The sequence below is a fragment of the Streptomyces sp. NPDC030143 genome, assembly GCF_055573695.1.
In genome coordinates this window covers 39,064-64,735 of the sequence record NZ_JBVIAY010000032.1, presented here as the reverse complement: position 1 = coordinate 64,735, position 25,672 = coordinate 39,064, and the positions used below count along the sequence as shown (strand labels likewise).

General features: G+C 69.0%; 21 protein-coding genes and 4 pseudogenes. 15 read left to right on the top strand and 10 right to left on the bottom strand.

Features of this window, described 5'->3' with window-relative positions:
- Positions 1-165: 165 nt before the first annotated feature.
- Positions 166-429, top strand: a complete 264-nt coding sequence (locus ACZ4YY_RS34035) for a hypothetical protein (RefSeq protein ID WP_391452768.1) — start codon at positions 166-168, stop codon at positions 427-429.
- Positions 430-520: 91 nt separating this feature from the next.
- Here ACZ4YY_RS34035 and ACZ4YY_RS34030 read toward each other — a convergent pair whose 3' ends face one another.
- The gene (locus ACZ4YY_RS34030) at positions 521-889 is read right to left on the bottom strand and encodes a RidA family protein (protein ID WP_201785075.1); all 369 of its coding nucleotides are present in this window, start codon (positions 887-889) and stop codon (positions 521-523) included.
- A gap of 123 nt (positions 890-1,012) precedes the next feature.
- Between ACZ4YY_RS34030 and ACZ4YY_RS34025 the strand changes: the two are divergent.
- Positions 1,013-1,550: pseudogene (locus ACZ4YY_RS34025) on the top strand (IS5 family transposase); the annotation flags it as partial.
- A 9-nt stretch (positions 1,551-1,559) separates the two neighbouring features.
- Here ACZ4YY_RS34025 and ACZ4YY_RS34020 read toward each other — a convergent pair.
- Genes ACZ4YY_RS34020 through ACZ4YY_RS34010 form a run of 3 tightly spaced genes read right to left on the bottom strand, consistent with a single transcriptional unit; the run spans position 1,560 to position 5,721 of the window.
- Positions 1,560-2,102 (bottom strand): DUF6262 family protein, encoded by a 543-nt coding sequence (locus tag ACZ4YY_RS34020; protein WP_402366935.1) that lies wholly within the window; start codon positions 2,100-2,102, stop codon positions 1,560-1,562.
- A complete protein-coding gene (locus ACZ4YY_RS34015) occupies positions 2,099-4,585 on the bottom strand; it encodes a tyrosine-type recombinase/integrase (RefSeq protein WP_468298831.1) in 2,487 nt (828 codons plus the stop codon). Before ACZ4YY_RS34015 ends, ACZ4YY_RS34020 begins: the two co-directional genes overlap by 4 nt.
- A complete protein-coding gene (locus tag ACZ4YY_RS34010; RefSeq protein WP_468298830.1) occupies positions 4,582-5,721 on the bottom strand; it encodes a tyrosine-type recombinase/integrase in 1,140 nt (379 codons plus the stop codon). The genes ACZ4YY_RS34015 and ACZ4YY_RS34010 overlap by 4 nt, the downstream gene beginning before the upstream one ends.
- A gap of 213 nt (positions 5,722-5,934) precedes the next feature.
- Between ACZ4YY_RS34010 and ACZ4YY_RS34005 the strand changes: the two genes are divergently transcribed.
- From ACZ4YY_RS34005 to ACZ4YY_RS33985, 5 genes are read left to right on the top strand one after another with little or no spacing between them, the layout of a single operon-like run.
- Positions 5,935-6,246, top strand: coding sequence for a hypothetical protein (locus tag ACZ4YY_RS34005; protein WP_468298829.1), 312 nt, complete (start codon positions 5,935-5,937; stop codon positions 6,244-6,246).
- A complete protein-coding gene (locus ACZ4YY_RS34000) occupies positions 6,243-6,758 on the top strand; it encodes a hypothetical protein (RefSeq protein ID WP_468298828.1) in 516 nt (171 codons plus the stop codon). Before ACZ4YY_RS34005 ends, ACZ4YY_RS34000 begins: the two co-directional genes overlap by 4 nt.
- Entirely contained in the window at positions 6,758-7,243 is a 486-nt protein-coding gene (locus ACZ4YY_RS33995) for a carbonic anhydrase (RefSeq protein ID WP_468298827.1), read from the top strand. Before ACZ4YY_RS34000 ends, ACZ4YY_RS33995 begins: the two co-directional genes overlap by 1 nt.
- Entirely contained in the window at positions 7,243-7,425 is a 183-nt protein-coding gene (locus ACZ4YY_RS33990) for a hypothetical protein (RefSeq protein WP_380810320.1), read from the top strand. Before ACZ4YY_RS33995 ends, ACZ4YY_RS33990 begins: the two co-directional genes overlap by 1 nt.
- 53 nt (positions 7,426-7,478) lie before the next feature.
- Entirely contained in the window at positions 7,479-7,970 is a 492-nt protein-coding gene (locus ACZ4YY_RS33985) for a RapZ C-terminal domain-containing protein (protein WP_468298826.1), read from the top strand.
- Here ACZ4YY_RS33985 and ACZ4YY_RS33980 read toward each other — a convergent pair.
- The gene (locus ACZ4YY_RS33980) at positions 7,866-8,348 is read right to left on the bottom strand and encodes a hypothetical protein (protein WP_468298825.1); all 483 of its coding nucleotides are present in this window, start codon (positions 8,346-8,348) and stop codon (positions 7,866-7,868) included. The genes ACZ4YY_RS33985 and ACZ4YY_RS33980 overlap by 105 nt on opposite strands.
- Before the next feature lie 829 nt (positions 8,349-9,177).
- Here ACZ4YY_RS33980 and ACZ4YY_RS33975 point away from each other — a divergent pair.
- The 5 genes from ACZ4YY_RS33975 (at position 9,178) to ACZ4YY_RS33955 (ending at position 14,899) form a co-directional block, all read left to right on the top strand.
- Positions 9,178-9,387, top strand: a complete 210-nt coding sequence (locus ACZ4YY_RS33975) for a hypothetical protein (RefSeq protein ID WP_468298824.1) — start codon at positions 9,178-9,180, stop codon at positions 9,385-9,387.
- Complete coding sequence (locus tag ACZ4YY_RS33970) at positions 9,384-9,863, top strand: hypothetical protein (RefSeq protein ID WP_468298823.1); 480 nt, start codon at positions 9,384-9,386, stop codon at positions 9,861-9,863. Before ACZ4YY_RS33975 ends, ACZ4YY_RS33970 begins: the two co-directional genes overlap by 4 nt.
- Positions 9,860-10,063, top strand: coding sequence for a hypothetical protein (locus ACZ4YY_RS33965; RefSeq protein WP_468298822.1), 204 nt, complete (start codon positions 9,860-9,862; stop codon positions 10,061-10,063). Before ACZ4YY_RS33970 ends, ACZ4YY_RS33965 begins: the two co-directional genes overlap by 4 nt.
- Positions 10,064-10,437: 374 nt before the next feature.
- The gene (locus ACZ4YY_RS33960; RefSeq protein ID WP_468298821.1) at positions 10,438-10,791 is read left to right on the top strand and encodes a hypothetical protein; all 354 of its coding nucleotides are present in this window, start codon (positions 10,438-10,440) and stop codon (positions 10,789-10,791) included.
- A gap of 43 nt (positions 10,792-10,834) precedes the next feature.
- Positions 10,835-14,899 carry a hypothetical protein gene (locus ACZ4YY_RS33955; protein ID WP_468298820.1) on the top strand — a complete coding sequence of 1,355 codons (4,065 nt, stop codon included), beginning with the start codon at positions 10,835-10,837 and terminating at the stop codon, positions 14,897-14,899.
- A 654-nt stretch (positions 14,900-15,553) separates the two neighbouring features.
- Here ACZ4YY_RS33955 and ACZ4YY_RS33950 read toward each other — a convergent pair.
- Positions 15,554-19,228, bottom strand: coding sequence for a S1 family peptidase (locus ACZ4YY_RS33950; protein ID WP_468298819.1), 3,675 nt, complete (start codon positions 19,226-19,228; stop codon positions 15,554-15,556).
- Positions 19,229-19,339: 111 nt separating this feature from the next.
- On the opposite strand from ACZ4YY_RS33950, the gene ACZ4YY_RS33945 reads away from it, so the two are divergent.
- The gene (locus tag ACZ4YY_RS33945) at positions 19,340-19,678 is read left to right on the top strand and encodes a CU044_2847 family protein (RefSeq protein WP_468298818.1); all 339 of its coding nucleotides are present in this window, start codon (positions 19,340-19,342) and stop codon (positions 19,676-19,678) included.
- 717 nt (positions 19,679-20,395) lie between these two features.
- On the opposite strand, the gene ACZ4YY_RS33940 is transcribed toward ACZ4YY_RS33945, so the two are convergent.
- Together ACZ4YY_RS33940 and ACZ4YY_RS33935 are read right to left on the bottom strand one after the other, a co-directional pair.
- Positions 20,396-21,313 carry a hypothetical protein gene (locus tag ACZ4YY_RS33940; RefSeq protein WP_468298817.1) on the bottom strand — a complete coding sequence of 306 codons (918 nt, stop codon included), beginning with the start codon at positions 21,311-21,313 and terminating at the stop codon, positions 20,396-20,398.
- On the bottom strand, positions 21,310-22,110 hold the full coding sequence (locus ACZ4YY_RS33935; protein WP_466728184.1) for a ParA family protein: 801 nt from the start codon (positions 22,108-22,110) through the stop codon (positions 21,310-21,312). Before ACZ4YY_RS33935 ends, ACZ4YY_RS33940 begins: the two co-directional genes overlap by 4 nt.
- Before the next feature lie 453 nt (positions 22,111-22,563).
- On the opposite strand from ACZ4YY_RS33935, the gene ACZ4YY_RS33930 reads away from it, so the two are divergent.
- Positions 22,564-23,184 carry a hypothetical protein gene (locus ACZ4YY_RS33930; protein WP_468298816.1) on the top strand — a complete coding sequence of 207 codons (621 nt, stop codon included), beginning with the start codon at positions 22,564-22,566 and terminating at the stop codon, positions 23,182-23,184.
- 192 nt (positions 23,185-23,376) lie between these two features.
- Positions 23,377-24,495, top strand: a pseudogene (gene mobF / locus ACZ4YY_RS33925) (MobF family relaxase); the annotation flags it as partial.
- A 65-nt stretch (positions 24,496-24,560) separates the two neighbouring features.
- Here the strand turns inward: mobF and ACZ4YY_RS33920 are convergent.
- Both ACZ4YY_RS33920 and ACZ4YY_RS33915 read right to left on the bottom strand, forming a co-directional pair.
- Positions 24,561-25,279: pseudogene (locus tag ACZ4YY_RS33920) on the bottom strand (IS6 family transposase).
- A gap of 50 nt (positions 25,280-25,329) precedes the next feature.
- Positions 25,330-25,527, bottom strand: a pseudogene (locus tag ACZ4YY_RS33915) (transposase); the annotation flags it as partial.
- Positions 25,528-25,672 lie beyond the last annotated feature (145 nt).

Here is a 25,672-nt window from a genome sequence, read left to right as displayed (position 1 = left end):
CAGGTCCTCGACGTTCTTCAGGACCTGCTGAGGTGCTGGACCGGTACCTGCACCACCTGCGGACGCCCCCTGCCCAGACCTCGGAGCAGCCGCAGCCAGCCCACAACCTAACGAAGCACTACTAGGAGCTGTCCGGCCGATCATGCTGCTCGTTACGGTGTTCGCGTGGCGAAGACGAGCGTGAGTAACGAGACGGACAGCATGCTCTGCCTGTGGGTCGAGCCGTGGGGAACCGATCACTGGATGCGTCCGGGTGAGGAGTTCACCGTCGTAACGCAGACAGCACCCGAGGAGTCCCCGTTCAATGTCGTCGTTCACAGCCAGGGCATCACGGTGTGGGTGAATTCGGCCAACGAGTCCGAGGTCTTCGACAAGAACGGCAATCCGGCCCCATGTGGGCACCAGCGTCCCGCCGATGCGGGCTTCTGAGGATCCACTCCGACTCAGGCACGAAGCCAGATGCCAAGGGCTGCCGCTGTGGCCGTGCCGAGGTAGACGTACCCGCGCTTGAAGCCGACGCTCAGGCCGCCGCGACCGCTTCGATCTCCAGCAACCAAGCCTCGTCGTAGATGCCGGTGATGATGATGGTCAGGGCGGGAGCATGGTCTCCCAGGACTTCATGGCGGATCTGTGCGTTGGCCTCCCGGTAGCGCCGGTCGGACAGGAACACGGTGACCTTCGCCAAATTACGCACAGTCATGTCCGCTGCTTCCAGCACGGACAGTACGTTGCGCCAGGCCAGGCGGCACTGGCCGTCGAAGTCATCCGGGACGTGACCATCGTTGTCCTCCGGGATCTGGCCGCTGATGAACAGCAGCCGTGTGGCGTCGGTGACCAAAGCGCCCTGGCCGTAGGACCGTTGCTGTGGATCGATCGTGGTGATCTGCACGGCAGGCACGATAGGCGGGTTGGTTGTACGGGGCGAACGGGTTTCCACACGGCCGCCCCAACGCAACCAAAGGTTCGATGCTCAACCGGATCGGCAACCCGGTAAACCTTCCTGGTCACAGCACTAGTCCTGGACAAACTGGGCTCACGCGGAGAACTGGGCTGGAGCCGGCGCGCGATCGACTCGGTGAACACACGGGCTCTGAAAGGGGGACTTGCGGGCCCGACTCCTGTCGACAGGGGCAAGAAGGGCTCGAAGAGACATTCCATCACTAAGCGGACCGGTCTGCCCCTCTCTCTCGGCGTCTCGGGCGCTAACCTGCACGACAGTCAGGCCCTGGAGCCCCTGGTCCGTGGAAAACCGCCGATCCGCTCCCGCCGCGGGCCGCACCGACGGCGCCCCGCCAAGCTCCACGCCGACAAGAGCTACGACTATGACCACCTGCGGCGATGGCTGCGAGGCAGAGGTATCACCCACCGCATCGCCCGCAAGGGCATCGAGTCTTCCCAGCGCCTCGGCCGTCACCGCTGGACAATCGAACGGACGATGGCGTGGCTGTCTGGCTGCCGTCGGCTCCACCGCCGCTACGAGCGCAAGGCCGTTCCTGGCCTTCACCAGCATCGCCTGCACACTGATCTGCTATCGCCGCCTCGCTAAATGAGACGACTCCTCAAGGGGCCTCCCTTGGACGGGGTGCCGTGTTCAGGCGGGTGATCAGTTCACGGTTGGCGGCTCGAGCGGCGTCGAGCTCTTGCTGGCGTTCGTCGAGCTGGCGCGTGAGGTCCACGGCTTGTTGCTCAAGTGCGGTGATGCGGCGTTTGAGCTGCTCGATGTCGTCCGGTGCGCCCAGGCCGGACTGCTTCCAAGCTTGTTCGCCGAGCAGTTCGCTGAGCTTGTTCTCCAGCTGGTGAATCCGGGCGGCCTGGCGAACAGAACGGCTCTGAGCGTTCGCGAGGTCAGCCTGCAGCGAGGCCCTGCTGACCTGCGGTGCGGCGTCTGGGCTGCCCGGCGGTTCGGATGCGGCGGCGTGAACCTGAGCGAGCAGGTCCCGGTGCCGGTAGAGGAAGGTCCGGTCGACGCCCGCGCTGCGGGCGATCGCCGAGACGCTGATCTCCGTGCCGTTCTTCGCGGCGTCGTTCAGTGCCTTCTGAACGCGCTGGCGCCTGCGAGCGGAGTCGGCGCGTCGTCCCTGAGTCATGGGTGTGATGGTCATGCGCTCCGGTCCGGACGGATGTCGGGGAGTGGCTGGCGAAGGCGGGGGATACCCAGGTTGACGACGCTGTTTCGCGCACGTCGGATGGTGGTGACTGCCTGTTCGATCTGGGCTCGTTCGTCGTCGTCGAGTTCGTCGACGTCAGCCTTGATGCGCGTGATCAGCCTTCGAACGCGGCGGATTTCCTCGTCTGAGGGCATGGCCTCGTCCTTCGCCCACTGATCGGCTTCGACGGTGGCCAGCAGTCGCTCCCGGTTGCGCAGGAGGTCGCTGAGGTATGCCTCCAGGTCGGGCAGGAAGGAGACGTCGGTGCGGAAGTGGGCGCATCCGACGCAGCGGAACCTGACTGGGCAGTCTCCGCCGCCGGAGGCGACGTTGGTGGGCTCGGTGCAGATGCCGTAGGGGACCGCGACTTCGCCGACCGCGCGGCGGGCGTGCTCGGAGTCGAGCAGGGCGGTGGCCTGGCGCCAGATTCGGCTTCCGTGCCGGTCGAACTGCATCGTGGTGACGCGATCGACGGCCTCTCGCCTGCGTTTTTCCCCGACGCGGTAGTAGCACTGGGTGGTGGACAGCTGCTTGTGGTCCATCAGCTCTTTGAGGACCTCCACGCGGACGCCGGCGTCGGCATACCGCTGTGCGAAGGTGTGCCGGTAGGCGTAGAGATAGATGCGCCGCTTGTCGAACGGCAGCATCCGAGTCTCCGTCCTGCCGTTCCTCTCGACGGCCGTGGGCACGAGGATCTCTGCCAGGCTGTCGACCCAGGTCCGGTGTCGGCCGCTCACCCAGTCCGCGCTGATCGGCTTGCGACCGTCAGGATTGGCGACGGTGGAGGGCAGCAGCACCAGGTCGGCCACGGGTGTGCCGGGGAAGCGGCCGTGGGCCGCCTCCTGTCGCTTGACGATCACGGAAGCAGTGGTCTCGGAGATCGGCAGTCGGCGCCCGAGGCGATGGGATTTGCGGTTGTCGTAGATCAGGACCGGTTTGCCGTCCTGGTCGCGCACCAGGCAGTCCCAGGGAAGCTGGCAGATCTCATCGGGACGGCGGCCGGTGTCGATCAGGAGCTCGATGGCCGCGCGGACTTCAATGCCGCTGCCTCCGTCGATCTTGTCCAGATGGGAGCACAAGTGGCGGATGGCCTCGATGGGCAGGTCCCGTCCGGCTTCTTGGTCTTCGGGCTCGTCCGGCAGGTCCTCGCGACCGAGTGTGAAATCCTCGGGCAAGCCGTGCAGCGGGCGACCAGGTCGGGTCAGGCCCATGGCGCGCATCCGGGCAAGCAGCCGCAGCACCGAGTGGCAGTGACGCGATCGCAGGCGGGGAGACAGCTCGCCTTGGTCCTGGAGATAGGCGAGGCGGTTGCAGAAGGCGGTGACGTCTGTTCGGGTCAGGTTCCGCGGATCCTCACCATCGTCGTCGCATTGCAGGCGCAGGCTCTCGGAGAGTTGGACGATGCCCTCGATCGACGCCTGCATGCTGCCGGCGACGCCTCTGCCCCGGCGCTGTGGCAGGGCATCGAATGCCCATGCCTTGGTCGCTTCCCGCAGCCACCGCTGGTGGATTTCGGTGAACCGGAGATTGCCGGCGTATCCGAAGACGGCGAGGGTCCAGAAATCCTTGTGCCGCTCGGTCTCCGGCGTGGACTGAAGCAACTCGCAGTGCCGTACGAACTCGTTGCGCAGGTGGCGCATGGACGGCTTCAAGGACTCGGGCGGCACTTCACTCAGCGTCCTTGCCTGCTGTAGCCGGATCTGATCGATCAGCGGGCGCACCATGTTGAACCTGGTCTTCACCCCGTGATGACTGCGCTGCTGCAGCCCGTAGACGAACTCGGCAGCCACTCGTAGCGGGAGTCCTCGCAGGCTGATCTTGTTGTCCTCGGCGATCGCGGGGACGGTACGGCGCCACTGCTCTTCGTCCAGATCCGGCTGGGCCCACACGGCTTTGCGCCAGCGGTTGTAGTGCCCCAGGCAGTAGGCGCCGCGGCCGGCGCGCTCTCGCAGACACGAGGCAGCCCGGCAGGGTCCCAGCGAGGCGTGGGCCGTCGCCTCCGGCATGGCCAAGAACTCCTCTAGAGACACCCCTAGCTTGCGCTTCTGCACCTCGTGGGCGAGACACAGCTGCGTCCGTTCGCTCTTCCAGGGGCGCTCACAGCCAGTCACCGTGCAGAGACGGACGCCCACCATTCGGATGAGAACCTTGGGGGCCTTGATGTACTCCTCCACCGGCGGGCTCCCCAGTCGGCGCCATCGGCCGTGGCAGCTCGCACAGATGCCGCTTGCGAGCGAGCGGGCCTTGACGCAGCCGGGGACCACGCACTTCTTCCAACCGAGCGTCAGGTGCTGCTGGGGGAAGACCACCACAAGGTCCGTCTGGTCCCACTGGACCGCCGTAGCGAACTCCGGGGTGATCGCGGCCAGCAGGGCTGTGGTGGCCGCGTCTGCAACCACTTCGGGCCCCGGCAAGGATTCGAGCTGCATCGCCGTCATCGCCCGGCCTCCTCGGCCAAGACCCGGGGCGTCGGAACGCGCTCGACAGCCTCGCGTAGCCGACTCGGATCAGGGTGCAGGTAAGGCTCGCTGGACGATGCGTAGGCGTGCCCCAAGAGGTCCTGCAGTTCGTCCTGGCTGCCGCCAGCATCCCTGACGTTGCTGGCGAAGGCGTGGCGCGACATGTGTGGGGTGATCCGGCGCGGAATACCCGCGCGTCTGACCAGCGCGTCGATCAGGTCATTGATCGCGTCTGGTCGCATCGGGGCCCCGATCGGTGCCCGGAACAGGTTGACCAGCAGAAAGTCGCTGTCCCCGGCGGCCTGGATCTGGTGGCGTTCAGCGACGTACTGGTCGAGGGCCTGCACGGAAACGAAGTCCAGCGGGACTACTCTGCTCCGTCGGGACTTCGCCCAGGCGCTGTTGCTGTTGGCCCGGCGGTGAACGTGGACGTGGGCCCCTTCGACCAGGCAGCCCAGGCTGGCGTTGTCGACCAGCAGATGCACGTCGCTGCGTCGCAGACCGGTGAGCTCACCGCGGCGCAGGCCGGCCCGGGCCATGAGCAGAACGATCAGGCGGTCCCGGGCCGACCGACAGGCCCTGAACATCGCCACGATTTCGACGTCCGCGGCCCGGTCGACCACCGTCTCAGGCTCATACAACCGGTGCTGAGCCCGCAGTCGGTAGGCCAGCCGGGCATCCTCTGCCTGGGCTTCGAGCGGCAGGTCGCGCGAGTCCGCCAGGTCGTAGATCTGCCCGAGGATCCACGACGGCGCCTCACCCCGGGCGACCGCGAAGGTCAGGAATCCGCGTACCGCAGTGAGCACCTTGTTGATGCGTCGCTCGCCGCGGACCGGCCGCGTGCCCGGTCCGCGTACCACCTGTTGATCCTCGGCGCCGACCGGAACGTACCTTAGCCACACCATGAACAAGCCCATGTCGGTGGCCGCCTCCCGCCAGTCGCGGCCGGTGCGAAGGCACCACCGCAGATACAGAACCACCGCGCCGGCATAAGCCTTCGTTGTCGACTCGGCACGGTCCAGGCCGAAGCGAACGTGGCGCAGGAACCCATCCGCGATCGGCATCACCTCCAACTCGTCGTCGAGCACCGTCCAGTACCGGGTTCCGGACGGCATCCTCACAGGGAATGCGCGCATTAGTTGTCCTTGCTCCTCGCGTGATCCAACGAAGAGCCACAGAGCTACACCCCGTGAGAACCGTTGCACTGTGCCCCACGCAGGCACTCAGTGCGACATCACACGACAGTGGGATAACCCCCGGAGAAGGCCTGCATCCTCGCTGGTGCCAAAACCATCGAGAACCGGCCCGGCCGGTGGCGGACCGGCTGGGTGCTGCTGCACACGAGCAAGACCATCGACCAGCCCGCCCTGCGCAATCCGCTGATCGGCCGCACCATCCGCGGCCGCGAGCTGGTGAGGGGAGCGGTGGTCGGCATCGCCCGGATCACCGACTGCCACCAGGACCTCGACGGTGCGCCGCTCTGCTCGGAGTGGGCGCACCCAGGCGCCTGGCATCTGGTCCTCGACGACGTCCAGGAGCTGCCGCTACCGGTCCCCGCACGCGGGCAGGTCGTGCCCTGGAAGCCGACCAAGGAGCTGCTGGCCCGCGTGTTCCAGCAGCTGCCCGCCTTCCGGCCGTGACCCGCCCGCGACGCAAGAAGGAGAAGCAGCCGTTCGAGCCGGGCCTGATCCCGGCTCCCGGCGAGCTTCTCGTCTGGCGCGACAACCAGCACTTCGACCGCTGGCAGGACCTCCCCTGCGCGCTGTGCTCCAAGCCCACGCCTATGCGCTCCCACTCCGGCGAGCCAGTGCACAAGGCATGCGCCGAGGACTGGCTCACCGCCAACCCCGTTGAGGCCCGCCTCGGGCGGTTCGCCCCTCACGCCGCAGCCCAAGTCCAAGGACAAGGGCCAAGGCGACCACGCCTGACCTCCACCTGGAGGACCTCCATGAGCAGCACCGACCGCGACGTCGACCACGCCCTCGCCTACCCCGAGCCGCCCGCCTCCCCGCTCTGGCACCGCCACGGCCCGAAGGCCCGCCCGCTCACGCCCGCCCAGCAGCGGCGCAACCGCGAGCTGCTGGACATCGCCCAGCGCACCACCCGACCCCGCTCCCCTCGCCCCACCAAGCCCCTGGCGGAGGCCAGCTGATGGACACCAAGCACTGCGCCGTCGACGGCTGGGTCGACGCGATACCCGCCCCCGGCCCGCGCATCGGGACCGCCACCTTCGACCTGATCGTCCGCCCCGCCGACATCGACACCGTCGACGAGGACGCCCCCGACACGGTCGTCACCTGCACCAGCGGAGACCCCCGGATCACCCACGAGCTGCTGAACGGCATACAGCCCGGCGACCTGCTGCGCGTCGCCGGCGTCCTGGTCCAACCCCAGACGCCCGGCGAGAACGCCCGGCTCACCGTCGACGCCCTGGAGGTCCTGGACACCGGGCTCATCCCGGTCCTGCGGGACATGGTGATGGAACGGTACGGCGACTACTGCGTCATCTTCGACGCCGACCAGGACAAGGTCCCCGTCTTCACCGCGCTCGGGCAGAGGGTCGGCCGCGCGGACAACCCCGACGCCATCGCCACTCTCATCGACATCCACGAGCGCGTGAACGGCGGTGACGCCTGATGGCCACCGCCCCCGAACAGACCCGCACCGTACTGGAGCGGTTTCCCGCCGGAGGCCCCCGCGGCTCCTGGCCGGCCGAAGAGTACGCCGCCAACCAGCGCGCCCAGGGCACCAATGCTCAGGTCGTCATGGACCTGCGCACCGACCAGTTCCTCGTGATCACCGACATCACCACTCAGTAGCACCGCCCCAGAGCGCCGCGCCCCGCCCTTCCCGGCCGGGCGCGGCGCTCCGCATGTTCCCGCCCTTCATCCTCGAGCAGGAGGCTCCATTGCACCCGATCCGTCTGATCTCGTTCGGCTACTTGCACCTGCCCACCAGCCCGGACGGCTCCCCTGTCCCACCCGCCGCCGACCGGATCGAAGACGTCCGTGACCGGCTCCGCGACCCGGCCGCTGCCCGCGACATCCTCGACCTGGACGGCCTCAGTCCCCGCGTCCAGGACGTCGTCCTGAACACCCCGGGCGCCCGCGAGCTGCTTGCCAACCTCGCCGACTACGCGGACCTGCCCGCAGGCCCCAGCCGCATTGCCCTCGGTTGTGCAGGAGGTAGGCACAGAGTCGTTGACCGGACTACGGTAGGACCCGCCGCCCCCTCCGTCGGTGCACGACGTTCACCTGGGTCAGCGGGTTTCGAGGGTGGCGCCCCAAGCGATCTCCTGATTGGTGTGACTGCTGATCAGCTTTCCCTCCGCACGGAAGGTGTAGGCACCACTGAGCCCGGTTAGCTTCGGCGTCCAGCACCGGGTCTGCCCAGGGAGGACGATGCCGTTGCCGCCAGCACTGTCGCAGTCGACGTAGCTCGGCAGACCTGAGCGCCACCGCCCAAGTACGGCGTTGCCATACTGACTCGCAGTAGGCGATGCCTTGAGCAGCAGAAAGCCCCAGTAGTTGTACTGGCTGTCCCGGCACAACTGGATCTGGCCGACGACCGCGCCACTGGTTGTTTTCAAGTTCTCGCCGTCGACGAGGGTGCCGTAGCTGTTGCCGAACTGGCAGTTCGGTGCAGCTGCCGTTTCAACTGCACCTGCCTGTGCGGGTGTCAACATGGTGGCGGCTGCCACTACGACTAGACCCGCCATGGCCTTGAGAGCCTTGGTAACCATTTTACGCCTCCGAGGAATGATGCGATGAGTGATCATCAGTAGTTGAAGAACTTGATTGCGGCAGGGGAGAAGATTTCGGTCGTGCTGTTGATGTCCTCGCACACCTTGATGTGTGCGCCGCTGCGGTGGGCATCCCAATCAACCGGACGGTCAAGGAGACGCCGACGTAAACGAAGCGGGACGACCGAGAGGTCTGTACCGACTTGGATCTCGCACCCAACTTCACTAGCAACAGGTCGACATCGGCGATCCTCCCCTCCATCGCGGCTGCAAGGCTTCCCACTTCGCATGCTGCGCCAACGCCATTGATGTGGGCATCCGCGCGGAGACTCCTAGAACTCGGCTCAACCCATACGCCTGCGGAATCTGGCAGGCACCTGACCACCTTTCCTGCCCGGTCAATGATCAATCTCGATGGCGTGAAGGAACCTCCCGATTCGCCGGGAAAATTCGTATCCGGTACTACCGAACACGTCAACTGACGCTGCTTCAAATCGGCCATTGAGCCTTCTGCAAGCTTGGGTCATCGAGTGCACCATCTCCTGGCTGACTGGCTACCGTCCGACTCAGCCACCGTTACGAGCGCCCCCCGCAACTACCTGGCCTTCCTCGGCCTCGCCCGCCGCCCCTCTGCCGCCGCAGGCGACTCGTCGGCCTCACCACATAAGACACGGCCTTTAGTCCGGAAAAGGGCATCCGGACTCACCGAACTCCTGGCCCGCGAACTCCGCGCCCGCGGCCGCGAGGTCGTAGTTGAGCACCTGCACGTCCATCTGCCGCGCGCCCTCAAGACGCCCGCCGGCGCCCGCACCGAACAGGAGACCGCCCGATGATCCGCCGTTTCCGCCGCTGCGGCCACGCCCCCGGCACCCTGACCCCCGAGGACCAGGCCGTCGTCGACCAGTTCCGCGCGATGCTCGCCGCCGTACGCGACCCGCAGCCCTGGACGCCCGGCAGCGGCCGGGACATCGCCGTACGGATCGGCCCGTTCATCGAGCGCGCCCATCCTCGACCCGCGACGACCACGGCCCCGAGATGATCGCCGTGGCCCTGGTCCACCCCGACACCCCGCACGCCGCGGCCTACCTCCACGGCCGCCAGCTCGGCTACACCGACCGCGGCTGGCTGCGCTGCGAGACGACCGCAATCCTCGGCGTCTGGCAGCCCGGCTACGCGATGCTCACCCACGCCGCCACGGGCCTGCCCCGGCCAGACGACGTCGGCATGGACCCCGCGCACTACGCCCTCTACGTCGAAGCCCGCAAATGCGACGACAGCCGCGACGGCTACACCCTGCTGCGTCTCGGTCCGTACACCCAGACCCGGCATGCCCAGCAGGACTACGACCGGCTTACCGCCGCCCTGGAGAGGCAGGAGACCACCGCCGTGCCCGGGTGCCGGGTCTCCGTGCGGTACGCGCCGTTCGACGTCAGCGACCACCATCTGTTCGCCGACCCGTACGAGGCCGACGCCGTGGAGCTCCTGGCGGCCGCCGTGGAAGGAGTGACCGCGTGACCGCCCTGTACGAGATCGTGACCAGCGAGGGCGACGACGGCACGACGCACCCGGTCGAACAGCTCTGGACGCCCGGCGAGGACGCGGTGGAGGACGGCTTCATCGTCCATCGCGGCCTGCACGTCACCGGCATCGACGATCCCACCGACGACCACCTCTACCCGGTCGGCTTCGTCTTCCTTGGCAAGTCAGCATGTTGAGTCAGCTTGTCGTTTAACGTCCGGCCTCGAACAGGCGGCCACGTAACCACTCGTCCGGGTGTTTCCGGGACGGTGATAAGCCTTCGATTGATCCTGAACGCGACCAAGAGGAAAAGGACTTGATGCGAGGGCGACGTGCGGTGACCGAGTGTCCTGGACGTACTGCGGGCGCATTGGTAGTGGTTGGTGGCTTCGGTGACCTTGGCCATGGTGACTGCTGGGCTGCTGATGCGGCGTATCGAGCGGCCTGCGACCGTAAGCGCGAGCCCCTCGGATCAACCGGAGCTGACGGCAGTTCGTCCTCGTCCGGGAGTCGGCCGCACTATCGTAGTCGTCCTGGGCTACTGCAGGGCAAGCGCCAGGGGAGCTGAGCGATGAGCGGAGCACAGCGTGTGGTGGCGGGCGGGACCGGCATCGCCGTGGCGGTCGTGGCGGGGGCGCTCTGCTTCTTGTCATGGGACCGGGCGAACCAGGTGGCCGGGGTGGTCTCCGCAGTGGTGGGTGTCGTCTCGTTGGGCGTGGCGGTGTGGGCCGCACTTGGGTCCGGCGGGGGCAGCACGCTGCGGGCCTCGAACACGGGTGCCACCACCGCCCTCGGGCCGGGTTCCCGCTCGATCAGCGGTGTGGCCGTCTCGGGTGTGCCGCGGGGTGACGTGACCTCCGAACACACCGGCGAGGCGCGGTCAGAGAACGGTGGCGAGGCGATCTCGGGGAATGAGCTCCGGTAGCGGCAGGTGGGGCGAGGACGGGGCGCGATGGGGGAGGGGCGCGATGCACCGGGACGTGGCCAAGGGCACCGGCGACGCGGAAGCCTCTAGCGGCAGCCTCGCGGTCAGTGGTGTCCTGAGGGTGGGCGGGAATCTGGTCATTGGCCGAGCCGACCGCGTGCCGCGGTCGGGGTACCTGCACGAGATTCGGCAGATCGCCGCAGCTGAACTGGTCGGCCGGGAGGCCGAACTCGCCGACATGGCGGCCTTCTGCACCGGCCCGGACGGCGCCGACCCGGGCACCGGGCGGTACTGGCGGTGGCTTGCCCCGGCATGGTCGGGCAAGACTGCTCTGATGGCGGAGTTCGCGCTGCGCCCGCCCAAGGGTGTAGATGTACTCGCGTTCTTCGTCACCGCGCGTTCCGCGGGCCGGTCGGACCGCACCGCCTTCCTGTCGGCCCTCGAACGCCAGCTCCGGGCGTACCTGCAGGAGAGTGACACCGACTGCGCGGATCTCGGGCAGTTCCTCGACGCACTGGAACGCGCCGCCGAGCTTGCTGCCGGGAACGGCCGCCGCCTGGTGCTGGTCGTCGACGGGCTGGACGAGGACACCGGTGTGCACACGGCCAGCAGCGGCTACAGCATCGCGGCGCTGCTGCCCCGGATGGTGCCCGCCAGCCTGCGGGTCCTGGTGGCCGGGCGTCCCAACCCGCCGGTGCCGAGTGACGTCCCCGACGGCCATCCGCTGCTCGACCCCGCCATTGACCGCCGCCTCCGGCCGTCCCCCGAGGCACTGGCCGTGCGCCGCGCGGCCGAGCGCGACCTGCATGGACTGCTGGGCGGTGCCGGCCTCGGCCGGGAGCTGACCCGGCTGCTGGCCGCTGCCGGTGGCGGGCTTAGCGCCGCCGACCTGGCCCTGCTCGTCGGGGACACCAGCCCGTGGGAGGTGACGGAACTCCTTGGCAGCTCCCTGGGCCGCTCCTTCCAGGCCCGCGATGAACGCTGGCCGACGAGCGGGCACGACCACGAGCCGCTGTACTCCTTCGCCCACGAGGAACTCCGTGCGGGTGCTCTCCGACGCCTCGGACCGGCCGAGCTGGCCGCGTACCGGGAGCGCGTGCACGCCTTTGTCGAGATGTGGCGTGCGGCCGACTGGCCCGAGCAGACGCCCGAGTATGCCCTCACCGGGTATCCGCAGCTGCTGCGCGAGAGCACGGACACCGCGCGCGCGACCGCGCTGGCGACGGACACCGCCCGGCACCGGCGACTGTGGTACACCACCGGCGCCGACACCCAGGCGCTGGCGGAGATCGCCGACGCCTTCCGGCTCCAGCTGGCCAGCCCGGCGACACTCGACCTGGGCGCCTGCGTGCGGCTTGCCCAGCGCCGCCACCTGCTGCGCAGAAGCGTTGGAAACGTGCCCGCCGACCTGGCCGTAACGTGGGCTCACCTGGGCCAGCCGCACCGCGCGCTGGCCTTCGCCGACCTGCTCCAGGACGATACGAAGGCCGCCGAGGTCCTCCGCGGGGCGGTCGCGGCGTTCCGGGAGGACCACGCCAGCCTGGAGCTGGTGGTGGGGCACGCCCGCGCATCCGCGTCCGCCAGCCGGATCGCTGCAGTCGCGGGGGGGCTGGGCGCACTCGGCCACACCGAGGCCTGCTCCGCGCTGGCTGCGGAGGCGGCCGCCCTGGCCCGCGAACTGCCCGATCCGGACGCCCGTCTGACCGTCCTGGTCCGGACGGCCGAGGCGACGGCACAGGGCGACGACCGGCACGCGACACACCGGCTCGCGAAGGAGATCGCTGACCTGCTGGAGCGAGCCGGAGACAGGCCCTGGCGAGAACAGAGCCACGAACAGAGCATCGACGCCGCAGTGGCCGTGTTGGTTGGCGCCGGCTGCCAGAGCCGCGCCGCCTGCCTCGCCCGTGCGGTGGGCGACCCGACCTACCGGGCGCACGCCCTGGTACGGGTAGCCGCGGCCGTCGGCCGGGCCGGTGGACACCAACAGGCCGCCGAGCTGGCGCGCGAAGCCGCAGACCTCGCCCGTACCGGCGCGCCCGAGTGGGCGGGTGCGGAACTCGGCTGGCTCGCCGCAGCGCTCGCCCGGGCCGACCACGGCGGCGAAGCCATGGACGTGGCCGACCGGGCCCTTTTGCTGGTTCCAACCATGAGCCGCTCTCACAACCCGGGGGTATCCATAGCGGCCGAGGCACTAGCCCTGTGCGGGGAGGTCGAACGGGCGGCCGAGCTCGCCTGCGGCGTCGCACACAAGTTTCATCGGGAGGGGGCCATGGCCGACGTGGCCAAGGCCCTCGCGGAGGTCGGCCACTTTGAGGAGGCGGTCCAGATGGCCCATGCCGTCCCCGAGGGCTTTCTGGGCCGACGGAACGCGACCCTGAGCGAGGTGGCGTGCACCATGGCTGCGGCAGGCCGGTCCGATGAGGCTCTGGACCTGGCCCGGACCATCGAGGTCGGGTACTACCGGAGCGCCGCCCTGGCCGGGCTCTCCCTGGTCATGGCTCGGTCGGACCTGCACCGGGAAGCGACCGAGCTCGCGGCCGAGGCCGTCGGGGCAGCCGACCCCCTGGGAGAGCGGCAGATCGAGGCACTGGCCGCCGCCGCAGCAGCGGCCGCGCGCTGCGGTCTGCTTCCCAGAGCCGCCGAACTCGCCGCGCGGACGGCCGATCTAGCCCGGACCCTCCCCGAGCCGTTCGAGCAGGAGCAGGAGGACACCGCCGTGGCCATGGCCCGCGCGGGCCACTTCCGGCTGGCGGCAGACCTCGCCCGCGCGCTGACCCAGCCCTTCCACCGGAACCGGGGCATGGCCACGGTTGCGGAGGTGATGGCGGAGGCTGGCCTTCATGAGCAGGCCGCCGCCCTCGCCTGCTCGATCGAGAGTCTGCAAAGCCGGGTAACGGCCATGTCGAATCTGATGGACATGCTGATCAGGGCCGGGGAGCACGAGCACGCCGCTCACTTGGCGCAGGAGGCATGGAACGTCACGTGGACGAGTGACGCCGACGACCGGCCGTCGGCGCAGGCCCTTGTGGTCAGCATGCTGTACCGCGCCGGGCACTTGGACTTGGCGCTCGACCTCGCCGACACCCTCACCGAGCCTCGCTCGATGGAAGTCCTGGGCAATGAAGCCAAGGCGTTCGCCAAGTCCGGACTCCATCAGGAGGCCGTCGATCTCGCCCAGGCGATCGTCGAACCCTACTGCCGGTACCAGGCGTTGACCGCGGTGGCTCGGGCCTTGGCCGGTGACGGCGCGCACCATGCAGCGGAGGAGGTGGCGGCGGAGGCCGTCCGGCTCGCCTCCGCGAGCGGGGATTCGGCCTCGCGGGACGAAGCTCTCCGCTTGCAGGTTGCGATGGTGGCCCTGGCGGGCCGGACTGGGGTCGCCCTCGACCTGGCCACCAGGATCGACGATGCGGAGGGGCGGAGCATGGCCGTGCTGGAGGTGGTGCGGGCGCTTGCCGAAGTCGGCGACATCGAGGCCGCCGCCACGATCGCCCGCACCCTCGCCCAGGAGGAGGGCTGGCGCAAGTCCGCGCTGACGGAGGTGGCGGTGGGAGCCGCCCACTGGGGCCGCCACCGCGAGGCGGCCGAAATTGCCGCAGAACTCGCCGACGAGAACATCATGGACGCCACCCTGGAGTACGTCCTGGACGCCGTCGCCGCGGCCGGCGGGCACGAGCGGGCCGCCGAGCTGGCCCGGGCACACCTGGCACCGGAGCGGATGGTCCGAGGTCTGGCCCGGGTGGCGGAGGCGGCGGCCGGGGCCGGCCAGTCCCGCTGGGCCGCTGAGCTCGCCGAGGAGATCGCCCGGTTGGCCCTCTTGACCGAGCGGACGGAGTCTCAGGACGAGGGCCTGGCCGCAGCGGCAGAGGTCCTGCGGCAGACCGGGAAAGGTGGGCGGAGCGCGGAGCTCGCCCGTACCGTCAGCAACCCGGTGAAGGGCATCGAAACCCTTCACAAGGTGGCCCTCAACGAGCCGGACGAGACCCGCAAGCTCGCCCTGCTCGCCGAGGCGGTCAGCCTCGGCAGCTGGTACCAGACCCGGCGGTGGCTGGCCCGGTCGGCACCCGAGGTCCTGGCGGGCCTGAGTGTGCAGGAGCTGCTCGCCTGAGCTTGACGTTTAGGGTCGGGCAGGCGGACTGGACGTACCAGGTCAGTAGCGGGTCCACTCGATACTCTGGCGACAGGAAGATGGCGTCGCTGGGCCGGACACCCGACTCCGCTTCGCGTTCCGCCAAGCCCTCGAACCAGGTCTGCAGTTCTCCCGACCGCGATCGCGGACCGGCCGCCCGTACCCAGAAAACATGCCTTCACAGACCAGCCCTTCAGTAGCCGCTTCGACACGCTTAAGCAATAGGGAATTCGTCGTCCTCGGACACCAGCGGTGGGCCGACGTCATCGAGGCCGCCGCCGCGTACATGGCCCGCATCCATGGCTGGCGGAACCTGCACCTTTATCCGGGCGATGACCCGGCGGAGCTCATCCCCCGCATCCCGCGCGCCGTCCTCACGCACGGCGTCTTCTTACGGCACCCGCACCCTTGTGCGTAGGCGGTCAGTGACCAGTGAGTCCTCAATATTCGGAGGCCAAGCAGCAACCAACTGTTCCCAGCTCCCACCGACAAGTGCTCTTCGTACTGACCTACGCAGCCACCCGGAGGCCCGCCCCGTCATTCGTGATGGGCCCGACGGAGGTACTGGCCTGGTAGTCCCGGCCCCGGCAGCCGCACTCACCGAGGCAGCGAGCACTCGTGACTGGTCCACCGTCAGTATGGGAACGCCCGCCAGGTCGGAGTGCTGATCCCCTTGCCTGGGACCAGGCCGTCGGGCACGCCGTCCGCCTCCTCCCGGGCAATGCGCTCCATCCGCATGCGCAGCTCGGCTGCCCGCGGCGAGAGTAGGAGGCGTTCCCGGGCGCTGAATGGCAGGACTGGCGGGAAGCGGTACTCCTGCCACAGCTCGACTACGTCGTCGGGATGGCCCTCGGGCGGTGTGAGCCAGGCGCGCAGCACGCCGTAGCAGCGCGTGGCAAGCACGCGCTTGAAGATGGTGTGGACGTTTTCCGGGCCATGGGACCCGAGAGTGGCGCAGTAGGCCGCTATTTGTTCGGTTTCGCGCTGGTGGCGCTCGCCGATCTCCCGTTCCTTCTGCCGCCGCTCCTCGCTGCTGGTGGAGGTGATCGTGACTCGGCCCCAGTCGCGGAGCAGCAGGATGTCGCCCCATTGCTGGACCTGCGCGCCCTCGTTCATCCGGGCGTAGGCGTCGCCTCGGATGGTGGTGAGCAGTTGGACGCGAGTGGAGGCGTTGAGGGCGCGCTTGGCGAAGTAGAAGGTGTCCGACACGCCGGCGGCGAACGGGCTGAACCCGAAGCCGCCGAACATGTCCACCTTGAGTAGTCCGATCGCTCTGCCGGGACGTGGTGGCAGCACTTTCAGCAGGGCTGCTGGGGTGATGCGGAGTTGCTCATCCACTGGCTGGCCCTCGCTGGGGGCGGTCAGGCCACCTCGGGACAGCAGCAGGTCGACTTCGGTGATGCCCGCCTGGTGCAGCAGCACGGGGTGGAGTGGGATGATGCCGCTCTCGCTGACCACGAACGGTGCGGCGTTGACTACACCATCGCCCGATCCTGGGTGGTGCTGGCAATCCTCCCAGAGCCGCGACTCCCACGGGATGTGCGCGTCTGGCCCCTGGGCGGCGACCAGAGCCAGCCAGGCCAGGTGGTCGGCGACCGCATCGCGGCGGACGGCCCGGAAGGCGTCCTCCGGGTAGGAGATGAAGTCGTCCCGGGTCAGTCGGATCGCGGTCGCGGAGTTCCGGTCCGCGATGTCGATGACGGGCTGCTTGAGCTGGTCGACCGGCTCCATGACGTTCTTGTCGAAGTTCTGGTGCAGCGAGACGATGCGCACGCCGTTGACGAAGATGTGGGACTTGAAGGATTCCGGCGACGGTGTCCAGGAGACCTCGCCGTAGGGGGGCAGTTGGAGTCTGCGCCATTGTGAGCCCGGTGTGAGGCGGGCGAGTTGGTTCACGATCGGCAGGAACTCGCCGTCTCGGACCACCCCGCGCATCACCGGTGGGTCGGTGTGCCGGAACCAGTCCCAGGCGTCCGGGTCTTCCAGTAGCTTCTCGCTGGTCTGCTGGTCCAGGCGGATCCGCACGGTGGTGCCGATCGGAGCCCGGCACCGGTGGATCTCCGTCGTGTCGTCGCGCTCGACGAAGCGGAAGCAGACGCCCTCGTCCTCGGCGGCAGCCAGGTGGCGGGTGATCACCTGGATCTCGGAGCCGAGGAGGAAGGCGGCGTTGACCCCGATACCGAAGCGTCCGATCCGCAGCCGCCGTGGACGTTCCCGAAGCTGGGGCAGGGAGGGGTCGGTGGTGGGGTCCCAGGTGCCGCCCACGGTGAGGAAGTTCTGGCGTACCACATCGGCGGTCATGCCGACCCCGGTGTCGCGCACCTCCATCCACTGCTCCCAGTCCTCCGGGGGCGCGATCTCGCCGGCCAGCAGCGGGAGCTCCAGAGCGGACCGGTCGGCGATGGCGATGACGATCCGGTGGTCGACCGGCTCGGCGTCAACTCCGGTGCGCCCCGCCTGGATCGCCTGGCGTGCCCAGACCGCGTCCAGCGCGTTCTGCAGCAGTTCGCGCACGCCGACCTCCGGTCGGTGGCCGTACAGCGGCCGGACCAGCAGCGGCAGCACACCGGAGGCGTTGAGGGTCAACCGCCCCAGTTCGGGCTCGAAGGCGAGGCCGGATTCGCGGACATAGCGGATGGGGTCGTCGATATTGCTCCGGATCACCGGGAAGCGCAACCGGAAGACCGCCTCACGCCCGACCGGGTAGTTCCGGGCCAGCACGGCCGAGCACTGGTTGACGCCGTCACGCAGCTCGACCACCGTGGTGTGCAGGGCCTCCAGCAGCCGGGGGTTGCCCGGGGAGCAGACGATGCGCAGTGCCTCCGCGCCCTCCTCGCTCTCCAGGCGGATGTCGCCGACCTGCCGTTGCAGCCGGCGCTGCCAGTGGTCGGTCGTGTTGGACGTCCTCACGGGCGTGAGGGTTTCGTCGGCCGAGACCTCCATTAGTGGGCGCATCCGCAGCGCCACCCGCAGCAGCGAGCCGAGGTACAGCACCCGGCAGCCGGCCACGAACCGTGCGCCGCCGAGCAGTTCGACGCAACGCTCCGCGAAGGAGTCGGGCGGATCCGCGAGCGTGCGCAGCAGGGCCGAGACGACCGCGCCGCACCCCTCGAAGGGCTCGCTGCGCAGCAGCAGCGGCATCGTGTCCGCGCCGGTGACTGCCGCAGCGAGCAGGTGGCCGTGCGCGTCCCGGAAGAGCGCGACCGCTCGCTGCTCGGCCTCGCCGAGGTCGGCGGCGAGGGCCTCCAGCGCCCTCGGGTCGGGCTCGTGCTCGTATCCGGCCCGCTCCTGCCACAGGTGCGGCGGCATGGACTCGACGGCGTGCACATACCTGGTCCAGGCGGCGTGCAGCGACCGGTCGTCCGCGATGGCCGAGGCCAGCTCGCCGATCGGCAACTCCTCGCACCGAGCGAGGGTCAGCACCGCCGCAGTCAGCACCACGGCATCGCGCGCGGAGAGCCCCCGCAGCGCCTCCGGCTCCGCCATCGCGGTGGCCAACTCCAGGAGTCGGCGGCACCGCCGCAGGACGTCCGGGGTGCCCGCGCAGCTCCGGACCATCGAGTCGACCGCCGCCAGGTACGCCGAGGATTGGCTCAGCAGCCCGCGCAGGCGCACGGGCACGGCGTCAGCGGTGGCGCTCGACCAGTGCCCTGGCCCGGACAGCGGCAGGAGCCGTGCCCAACTACCGCTCCGCGCAACGTGCCGCGCGTTGGCAGCCGCCACGTCCGGAGCGAACGCACCGGCCGGCACCGCCCATCCCCCGGACGGGGCCGATGCGTCGCGAGCCGTCTTGACCAGTCCGCAAACCCGGTACGTCCGCAGGTTCACCAGCGGCGCGCCGCTCATCCCGGGGCTGGCGTGCGCGCCAGCACCCAGCTTGAGCAGCCGACCCTCCCCGGTGTCGTGCACGCCCTCGAAGGTGAAAGTGGCCGGCTCTGCCGTCGGCGTCTGCCCGCTGAAGACGTCGCTGAACCCCAGGCAGTGCAGCCGGTCTTCCAAGCCTGGCAGCTCCTGGTCCAGCAGCACGCACTCCGCACCGGGTACCTCGACCTCGACCACCGCCAGATCGGGAAACGGGTACAGCACACCGCTGCCCCGGACCGGCGGGTAGAGCGCCGCAATCCGGCCGGTGAACTCCCCGTCGAGGTGCACGACCCGCACCTGCGGGGACTGTGCGGCAGCCACCACATGGGCACAGGTCAGCACCCGGCCCGGGGCGACGAAGAACCCGGTCCCGCCCGGCACCTCAGGGGCGGTGAGCCGCACCAGGCAGCGCATCAGCACACCATCGACCGTGTCGGGATCCACCACAACGCTCCCCAGCGCCTTCCGCCCCCGCTTTGCACGGGTTCAGCGCTGCTGACAGTATCTCAGCAGGCGCCGGGGGAAGCCGGTTTCGTTCACGGGAAGGGCACTGGAATGGGAACTGAGACCTACGAGGTGGACCTCGGCAATGGCACCACGATCCTGGTCCGGGCCCGCACGGCAGATGGCTCCGGCGCTGGCCCTACCGACGTCGGCCTGCGCCAGGCGCTGTCCTTCACCCAGGTCGCGGACGCCGTCCGCCAGCTGAGTTCCGAGTTGCGCGACGCGGTGCGCGCCGCCGCGCCGGACGAGATGGAGATCGAGTTCGGCCTGGAGCTGGGCGTGAAGTCCTCCCGCCTGCTCGCCGTCCTGGCCGACGGCGAGTCGAAGGCCACCTTCCAGGTACGGCTGAAGTGGACCAAGGACTCCGCGGAGAGCGAGCAGGAGGCGTAGCGGACCGGGCAGCACGCGGACCGGCCCCAGCGTTGCCGCCTGGCGGGCCGGCGCCTCCGGTGCGACCCGCTCGAACTACGAGCTGGCGATCAAGACTGTTCTGCGGCACATCGCCGCGGAGCACCCCGACCTTCAGGCGCTCGACAGCGATGCCACGTTCACCGAGCTCGGCCTGATCGCCGGCGCAGCGTTGGGTGGCCGAGGAAGACGGCCGTGGCACCGGCCGCCGCGAAGTAGGAGCCGCTCCGAGGCCCTTACGGACACATCCGTGCGGGCCTCGGTTGTGTTGTCGGCTACCGGCGGGAGGCAGATGGTACGGCGTACCGTCTGGGCCTTGTGTTCCCGGCATGACCGGGAACACAAGGCTCACAGGGGCTCGCTCTGCCACGTCACGCAGGGGGGGGAAGACTCCTGGCGCGTGGTCTGGGCGCCGGCCGCCGAACCCGGCGCCGTCCCGATCACCGCCATGCGGCACCCCGCCGCCCGGCGGCCACCGCCAGCATCCCCAAACCCGACGAAGAAGGCGCGCCCGCGACCTGGGCGGCCTGACACGCACCACCGGCACGACATAGGGCCGTGCCCACCGTGATCTGCGGTGGGCACGGCCCTTTTTTGCGTTTCACGGGCTCTGTGGCGAGCCGCGAACTCCGGCGAGGCGGGGATCTGTGTCGATGGTGACGCAGGGAGGTCAGAAATTTCTGACCTCTGTCTCGACTCTCAGCCGGAAGTGGCTTCGGCCTGCTCCGGTGAGGCGGCGGCAACGGCACGGTTCGCGGCGGTCAGCCGCTTCATCACGCGCTGCACCTCGAACTCCAGACGCTCCAGGTGCTCGCGAGCCGCGACCGGGTCGGCTTCCAGGGCGGCCTGCACCGCAGCCGGCGCCAGAGGCGCGTAGACACGGTCCTTGAGTGAGCCGGCCGCCCGCTCCAAAGCCGTGATCGCGGCCGGTGCGGGTGGCGACGCCGGGAGGTCAGAAATTTCTGACCTCGCCTCCTGTGCGGGGATCGCAGGCGTGGTCAGGTCCTTCACGATCGAGGCGAGCAGTGAGGCAGTCGGCCGTTTCTTGCCCTGCTCCGCTGCCTGCGTCAACCCCTCGGTCATCACTACCTGAGCGGTCTCCAGGCCCTGGCTGGCGATCACTTCGGCCATCACCTTGCGGGCCGACGCCCGTGTCAGATGCTGCGCGAGGTCGGGCCCCAGCTCGCTGATGGCCCGGATGCGCGCCGCGTCCTGCAGAAGCTCGAACACGTACTTCGGCTCGACATCGAGCACATCCGCCGCCCACACCGAGAAATTGGTGTGACCGGCCACCAGGTGCAGCTCGCGCTCCTGGGCGACCTCCAGCAGCACCGCCTTGTTCAGGACGGTGAAGTCCTCGGCGCGCTTACCGGCGAGGTCGATCTCGTGCAGGCGCTCGGTGATGTAGGCGAGCTGTTCCTCAGGGGTGCCGGTGATGTCGTCGGCGCTGAGAACCCGGCCGCGAGCGAAGACGCTAGGCCCGTCGACCGAACCTTGCTTCGCGGCTGACGTCGCTGCGCGCTTCTGTAGCTCAGCCGGAACCGCGGGGTCGACAGACGAGTCCGCAGCCTTCTTCAGGCGGCTGTTGCCCGCCGCGATCAGCTTGTTGCCACTCACGCTTCCACTCCTGATGCGGTGAGAATCCGGTCGTATACGTCAGTGAGCGCCTGCGCCTCCCGGCCCGGCGCATCGGTGATCGGCACGCACGCAAATCGCGTCTGCTGGCGCACCGAGTGGCGAGGGATCACCAGGTCGTCCCGGTAGAGGGATCCGTAGGTGTCCGCCAGGAACTCCCCTATGGCGTCCTTCAGCGTGCTGCGGCCACCCGGCACTATCGACGGGATGATCCCCACCACCCTCAAGTCCGGGTTCATGCCCAGATCCTTAACGAGCTTGATCGTGCTCAGAGCTTCCGCCGCACCGATGCGGCCGTCCTCGTCCAGCGTCGCCGGGATGAGGACGTCGGTAGCCGCCACGAGAGCAGACGTCACCAGCTTCCCGCCGGCCCGAGGCGGCAGGTCCAGGACGCCGACCATGTCGGGCCCGACTACGCCCTTGAGCCCCAGCCGCAGCCGGAACTCGAGGCCGACGGCCACGTTGTCGGTCTCCCGATTGGCGAGAGCCCGCTCCGCAGCGATGACCTGCACGCCGGACCAGGCCTTCCCCGCTTCAGCGAACGCGTCCACGGCCAGGCCGGTCTCCCCCTGCGGATCCAGCGCCAGCAGGTCGTTCATGGAGAACGCTGGCGCCTCATCGGCAGAAATGCCCAGCTCTGCCGTGAAGGTTCCTCGCGGATCGAGGTCGCCCGCGATGACACCGAGCTTCCGCTTCCGCGCGGCCGCGACTAGTCCTGCGGAGAGGGCACTCTTGCCCACGCCGCCCTTCTCGCTGTAGACCGCCAGCACTCTGCTCATGTCAGAACCTTCAGTCGATACGCCCAACTCACGGGGGGAAGAGTATCGGCAGGAAGCCCGGTATCTAGGGGCGGCTAGCGTGGAACAGCGCGGGCGAGGGCGGATCGAAAACCGTGGGGGAGACTCTTCCCCGGGCGTCGGTAGCTTTGGTGAAGCCAAGTGGTGAGAAGCGCAGGGCACTTGGTGTGTTGACCGGAGATTGTCGGCACCGCAGCATTCGCACGACCCCTGACGGAGCGGCACGCCCACGTAAGGGTGAACGCCTCGGCGGGCGGCCCCGGGACCACTACGGTGCGAGTCGGCATGACACGAACGCCGCCTCGCCGCTGTCGCAGCGCCCACGCCGCCCGCGACCCAGTCCGGCCAAGGCTCCCCCGGCTTCAGCCGGCACGGGCCCGTGCAGACGTCCCGCCGCCAGACTCGTTCTGCTGCCCCGGGAGGAGCGTGGGTCCCTTGGAGAAGCGCATGACGAAGAATGGTTCCAACGGCCGCAAATCCCGTATCCGCGCCCAGGCCAAGAGCGCGGGCACTACCTACCGCCGGGCCGCCAAGGCCTTGGACGGGCAGCGCGACGAGAGTGAGCTCCTGGCTCAGCGTGCCGCGCGCATGAACCTGGACGAACTCGCGGAGATTCGAGAGGTCTTCGTAAACGCCATGTGGGAAGCCGACCTGCCCGAGGTGGTGCAAGCCATCCTCTATGTCCTTTCTGGCCGCCTTAACACCGGTCGGCTTATTGACCCCAACGGCGTGCGCTGCTCACGCAGCGAGCTGGCGGCGCTGACGGGCCTGAGTGCGGAAGCGGCCAGCTTGGGCTTGCATCTCGCCGAAGCCCGGGGCTGGGTTACCGAGTTCCACGACAACGAAGCCCGCCTGACGATCCCTGGCGAAGACGCCGCCCTGTGGGAGCACTTCCTCGAGAAGGAACGCAATCCCGTACAGGACGTTGAAACCTACGAAGGGGTCCACGACCAGATTCGAGAGCAGATCGAGCAATCGCTGGCGGACCGGGCTAGCCTGCGGGCCGCTCTAATGTCGCGCGCGACAACGAGCGGCACTGTTGCCGAGACCGTCTGAATCCCGGGTTCGGCTGGCAGGACGGCCCGCCTGACGGGCGCCACGCTAAAGGCTTGGTGATGGCCTCCCGCCCGGCGGGAAGGACCCCGGATCGCGCTTTTTCGCAGGTCACCTCCGGGGTTCCATGGGGCGATGATCAGCATGTCGGAGGTTCGCCCGGGGAGCGGGTGGCGCTATCTCTTCCGCGGCGTGATGGTCGGCGACGGCCAACGCCGGGCGGGCAAGCCCCTGCGCGCTGCCCAGGATGAAGCCGGTGTCCCGCCCGGCGTGTGGAAGGGCCGGGGCCTGGCCGCGGTCGGCCTCAAGGACGGGGACGTGGTGACCGAGCGGCAGGCCGAACTCCTCCTGGGGGAAGGCCGGCACCCGGACGCCGACCGGATCGAGCGCGAGCTCCTGGCGCAGGGCAAGAGCCCGGAGCAGGCGAGGCGGGCGACCGTGCTGGGCAGGCCCATCGAGCACAACCGCTCAGCCAAGACCGACAAGGCCAAGGAACGCACCCCCTGGCTGGCCATGCACCTGGTGTTCCGGGCGCCGTCGACGGCACACATCGCGTGGGCGCTCGGGGATGACGACACCTGCGTGGTGCTGGAGCTGTGCCAGGGCATCGCCCGGGACAAGACGCTGGCGTGGTTGGGGGATGAGGTCGCGGAGATCCGCTGGAAAGGCGGCGGCAAGCGCCGCGCCCGGGTCAAGGACGGGCTGATCGTCGCGGCCTTCCGGCACTACGAGTCCAGAGCCACGGAATCGAAGCCATTGCTTCACGATCATGCGATCGTGTCGATCCGCGTCCGGCGGCCGGACGACAAGGGAACGTGGGGCAACCTGTCAGCGGACTCGCTGATGGCCCACATCGTCGCGGCCGACACCACCTACATCCTCTACTTCATGGAGGAGGTGTCCGCGCGGCTCGGATGGGCGTGGGAGCCACGCGAGGTGACGCCCGGCCGCAGGCCCGTCATGGAGATCGCGGGCATCGACCAGCGACTCATCGGCTGGCAGTCGACCCGCCGCCAGCAGATCGAGGACGTGCTGCCCGTCCTCACCGCCAAGTACGAAGAGAAGCAGGGGCACGCGCCGGAGGAGCGGGCCTCCTACGCGCTGGCCTGCCAGGCCGCCGACCAGACCCGCCCGCCCAAGCGCACCGAGCTGCTGTCGCTGACCGAGCTGCGGACGCGATGGCGCACCTCCGCGATCCGGGCGTTCGGCGCCTGCACCGTCTACCGGCTCGCACAGCGGGCGCGGGCGGCGGCCGCAGCGGTGTGGGCACGGGTGCGACCGGTGGTCGACATCGCCTTGGCGGGCGTTGTCACGTTGTTGAGGGTGTGACTGCCTGACGGCCCGTCGGGGCAGGGTGGGCTTGGGAGCTGGGCCTGTGGTCAGGCCGTGGTGGGCCGGTCGGCAGCGCCGGTGGTCTGGTCCCAGATCGCGAAGCGGACGGTCATCTCGGCTCGATAGGCGGCAGCGGTCATCAGGTGGCGGCGGGGCCGGAAGTGGGGCGAGATGCCGCTGAACGCGGACAGAAACCGCTGGGCCCCGCCCACAGAACGGAAGCCCTTCATCGCCCGTTCGCGCTGCCTGGTTGGCTGGTGGCTGTTCTCGGCCCGGTTGTTCAGGTATTTCGACTGCCGGTGCTCAACTGAGGACATGACCTCGCGGTGGGCTGCGCCGTAGGAGCGGAGCTTGTCGGTGACGATCACGTGCGGCACCATGCGGGTCTTCTTCATCAGGCGGCGCAGGAAGCGCTTGGCCGAGGCCTTGTCCCGGCGGCTCTGCACCAGGATGTCCAGGACGTTGCCGTCCTGGTCGACCGCCCGCCACAGGTACTTCTGTTCCCCATTGATCTTGATGAAGACCTCGTCCAGGTGCCACTTGTCACCAGGCCGGGGCTGCCGCCGGCGCAGCGCCCTGCGTACCACTGCCCGAACTTGGCGCACCAGCGGCGCACCGTCTCGTACGAGACGACGATCCCGCGCTCGAGCATCAGCTCCTCGACCTCGCGGAACGACAGCGGGAAGCGGAAGTACAGCCACACACAGTGGGATATGACCTCGACCGGGTACCGGTGCCCCTTGTACGACAGCGACACGGCCCCCACCGACAGCCCCCTCCAACACGATCAACCAGAAGATCATCCCACCCGGTCAACCAACGTGACAGCGCCGTCTGGAACGAGCCGAGCTCGCCCGGCAGATCTCGCCAGGGCGAGCCGGTGCGGTACTTCCACGCGATGGCCTCCAAAGTTCGGCGGTGGTCGGCCCATCGCCGGCCGCGGACCGGATTGGCCGGCATCAACGGCTCAATCCGGTCCCACATCGCATCAGTGATCACCCACCGGACAGACACTTGAGCCGTGCGGCGCATGGTCAGTGCCTGTGTCTGAACCCGCAGCCTCGGAGTGACTTTCGGCGCGCTGCGCCGTTGTCGACTTGATCAAGTCGGGCGGACGCGGTCCGCCCGCGCCCTGCAACACCACGGAGGACAGATGATC

Bases quoted from the DNA above. Each gene is read 5' to 3' on its own strand.
- ACZ4YY_RS34020 (WP_402366935.1), bottom strand. From the start codon at position 2,102: ATGACCATCACACCCATGACTCAGGGACGACGCGCCGACTCCGCTCGC.
- ACZ4YY_RS34015 (WP_468298831.1), bottom strand. From the start codon at position 4,585: ATGACGGCGATGCAGCTCGAATCCTTGCCGGGGCCCGAAGTGGTTGCA.
- ACZ4YY_RS34010 (WP_468298830.1), bottom strand. From the start codon at position 5,721: ATGCCGTCCGGAACCCGGTACTGGACGGTGCTCGACGACGAGTTGGAG.
- ACZ4YY_RS33995 (WP_468298827.1), top strand. From the start codon at position 6,758: ATGGACACCAAGCACTGCGCCGTCGACGGCTGGGTCGACGCGATACCC.
- ACZ4YY_RS33990 (WP_380810320.1), top strand. From the start codon at position 7,243: ATGGCCACCGCCCCCGAACAGACCCGCACCGTACTGGAGCGGTTTCCC.
- ACZ4YY_RS33985 (WP_468298826.1), top strand. From the start codon at position 7,479: ATGTTCCCGCCCTTCATCCTCGAGCAGGAGGCTCCATTGCACCCGATC.
- ACZ4YY_RS33980 (WP_468298825.1), bottom strand. From the start codon at position 8,348: ATGGTTACCAAGGCTCTCAAGGCCATGGCGGGTCTAGTCGTAGTGGCA.
- ACZ4YY_RS33975 (WP_468298824.1), top strand. From the start codon at position 9,178: ATGATCCGCCGTTTCCGCCGCTGCGGCCACGCCCCCGGCACCCTGACC.
- ACZ4YY_RS33970 (WP_468298823.1), top strand. From the start codon at position 9,384: ATGATCGCCGTGGCCCTGGTCCACCCCGACACCCCGCACGCCGCGGCC.
- ACZ4YY_RS33960 (WP_468298821.1), top strand. From the start codon at position 10,438: ATGAGCGGAGCACAGCGTGTGGTGGCGGGCGGGACCGGCATCGCCGTG.
- ACZ4YY_RS33955 (WP_468298820.1), top strand. From the start codon at position 10,835: ATGCACCGGGACGTGGCCAAGGGCACCGGCGACGCGGAAGCCTCTAGC.
- ACZ4YY_RS33945 (WP_468298818.1), top strand. From the start codon at position 19,340: ATGGGAACTGAGACCTACGAGGTGGACCTCGGCAATGGCACCACGATC.
- ACZ4YY_RS33935 (WP_466728184.1), bottom strand. From the start codon at position 22,110: ATGAGCAGAGTGCTGGCGGTCTACAGCGAGAAGGGCGGCGTGGGCAAG.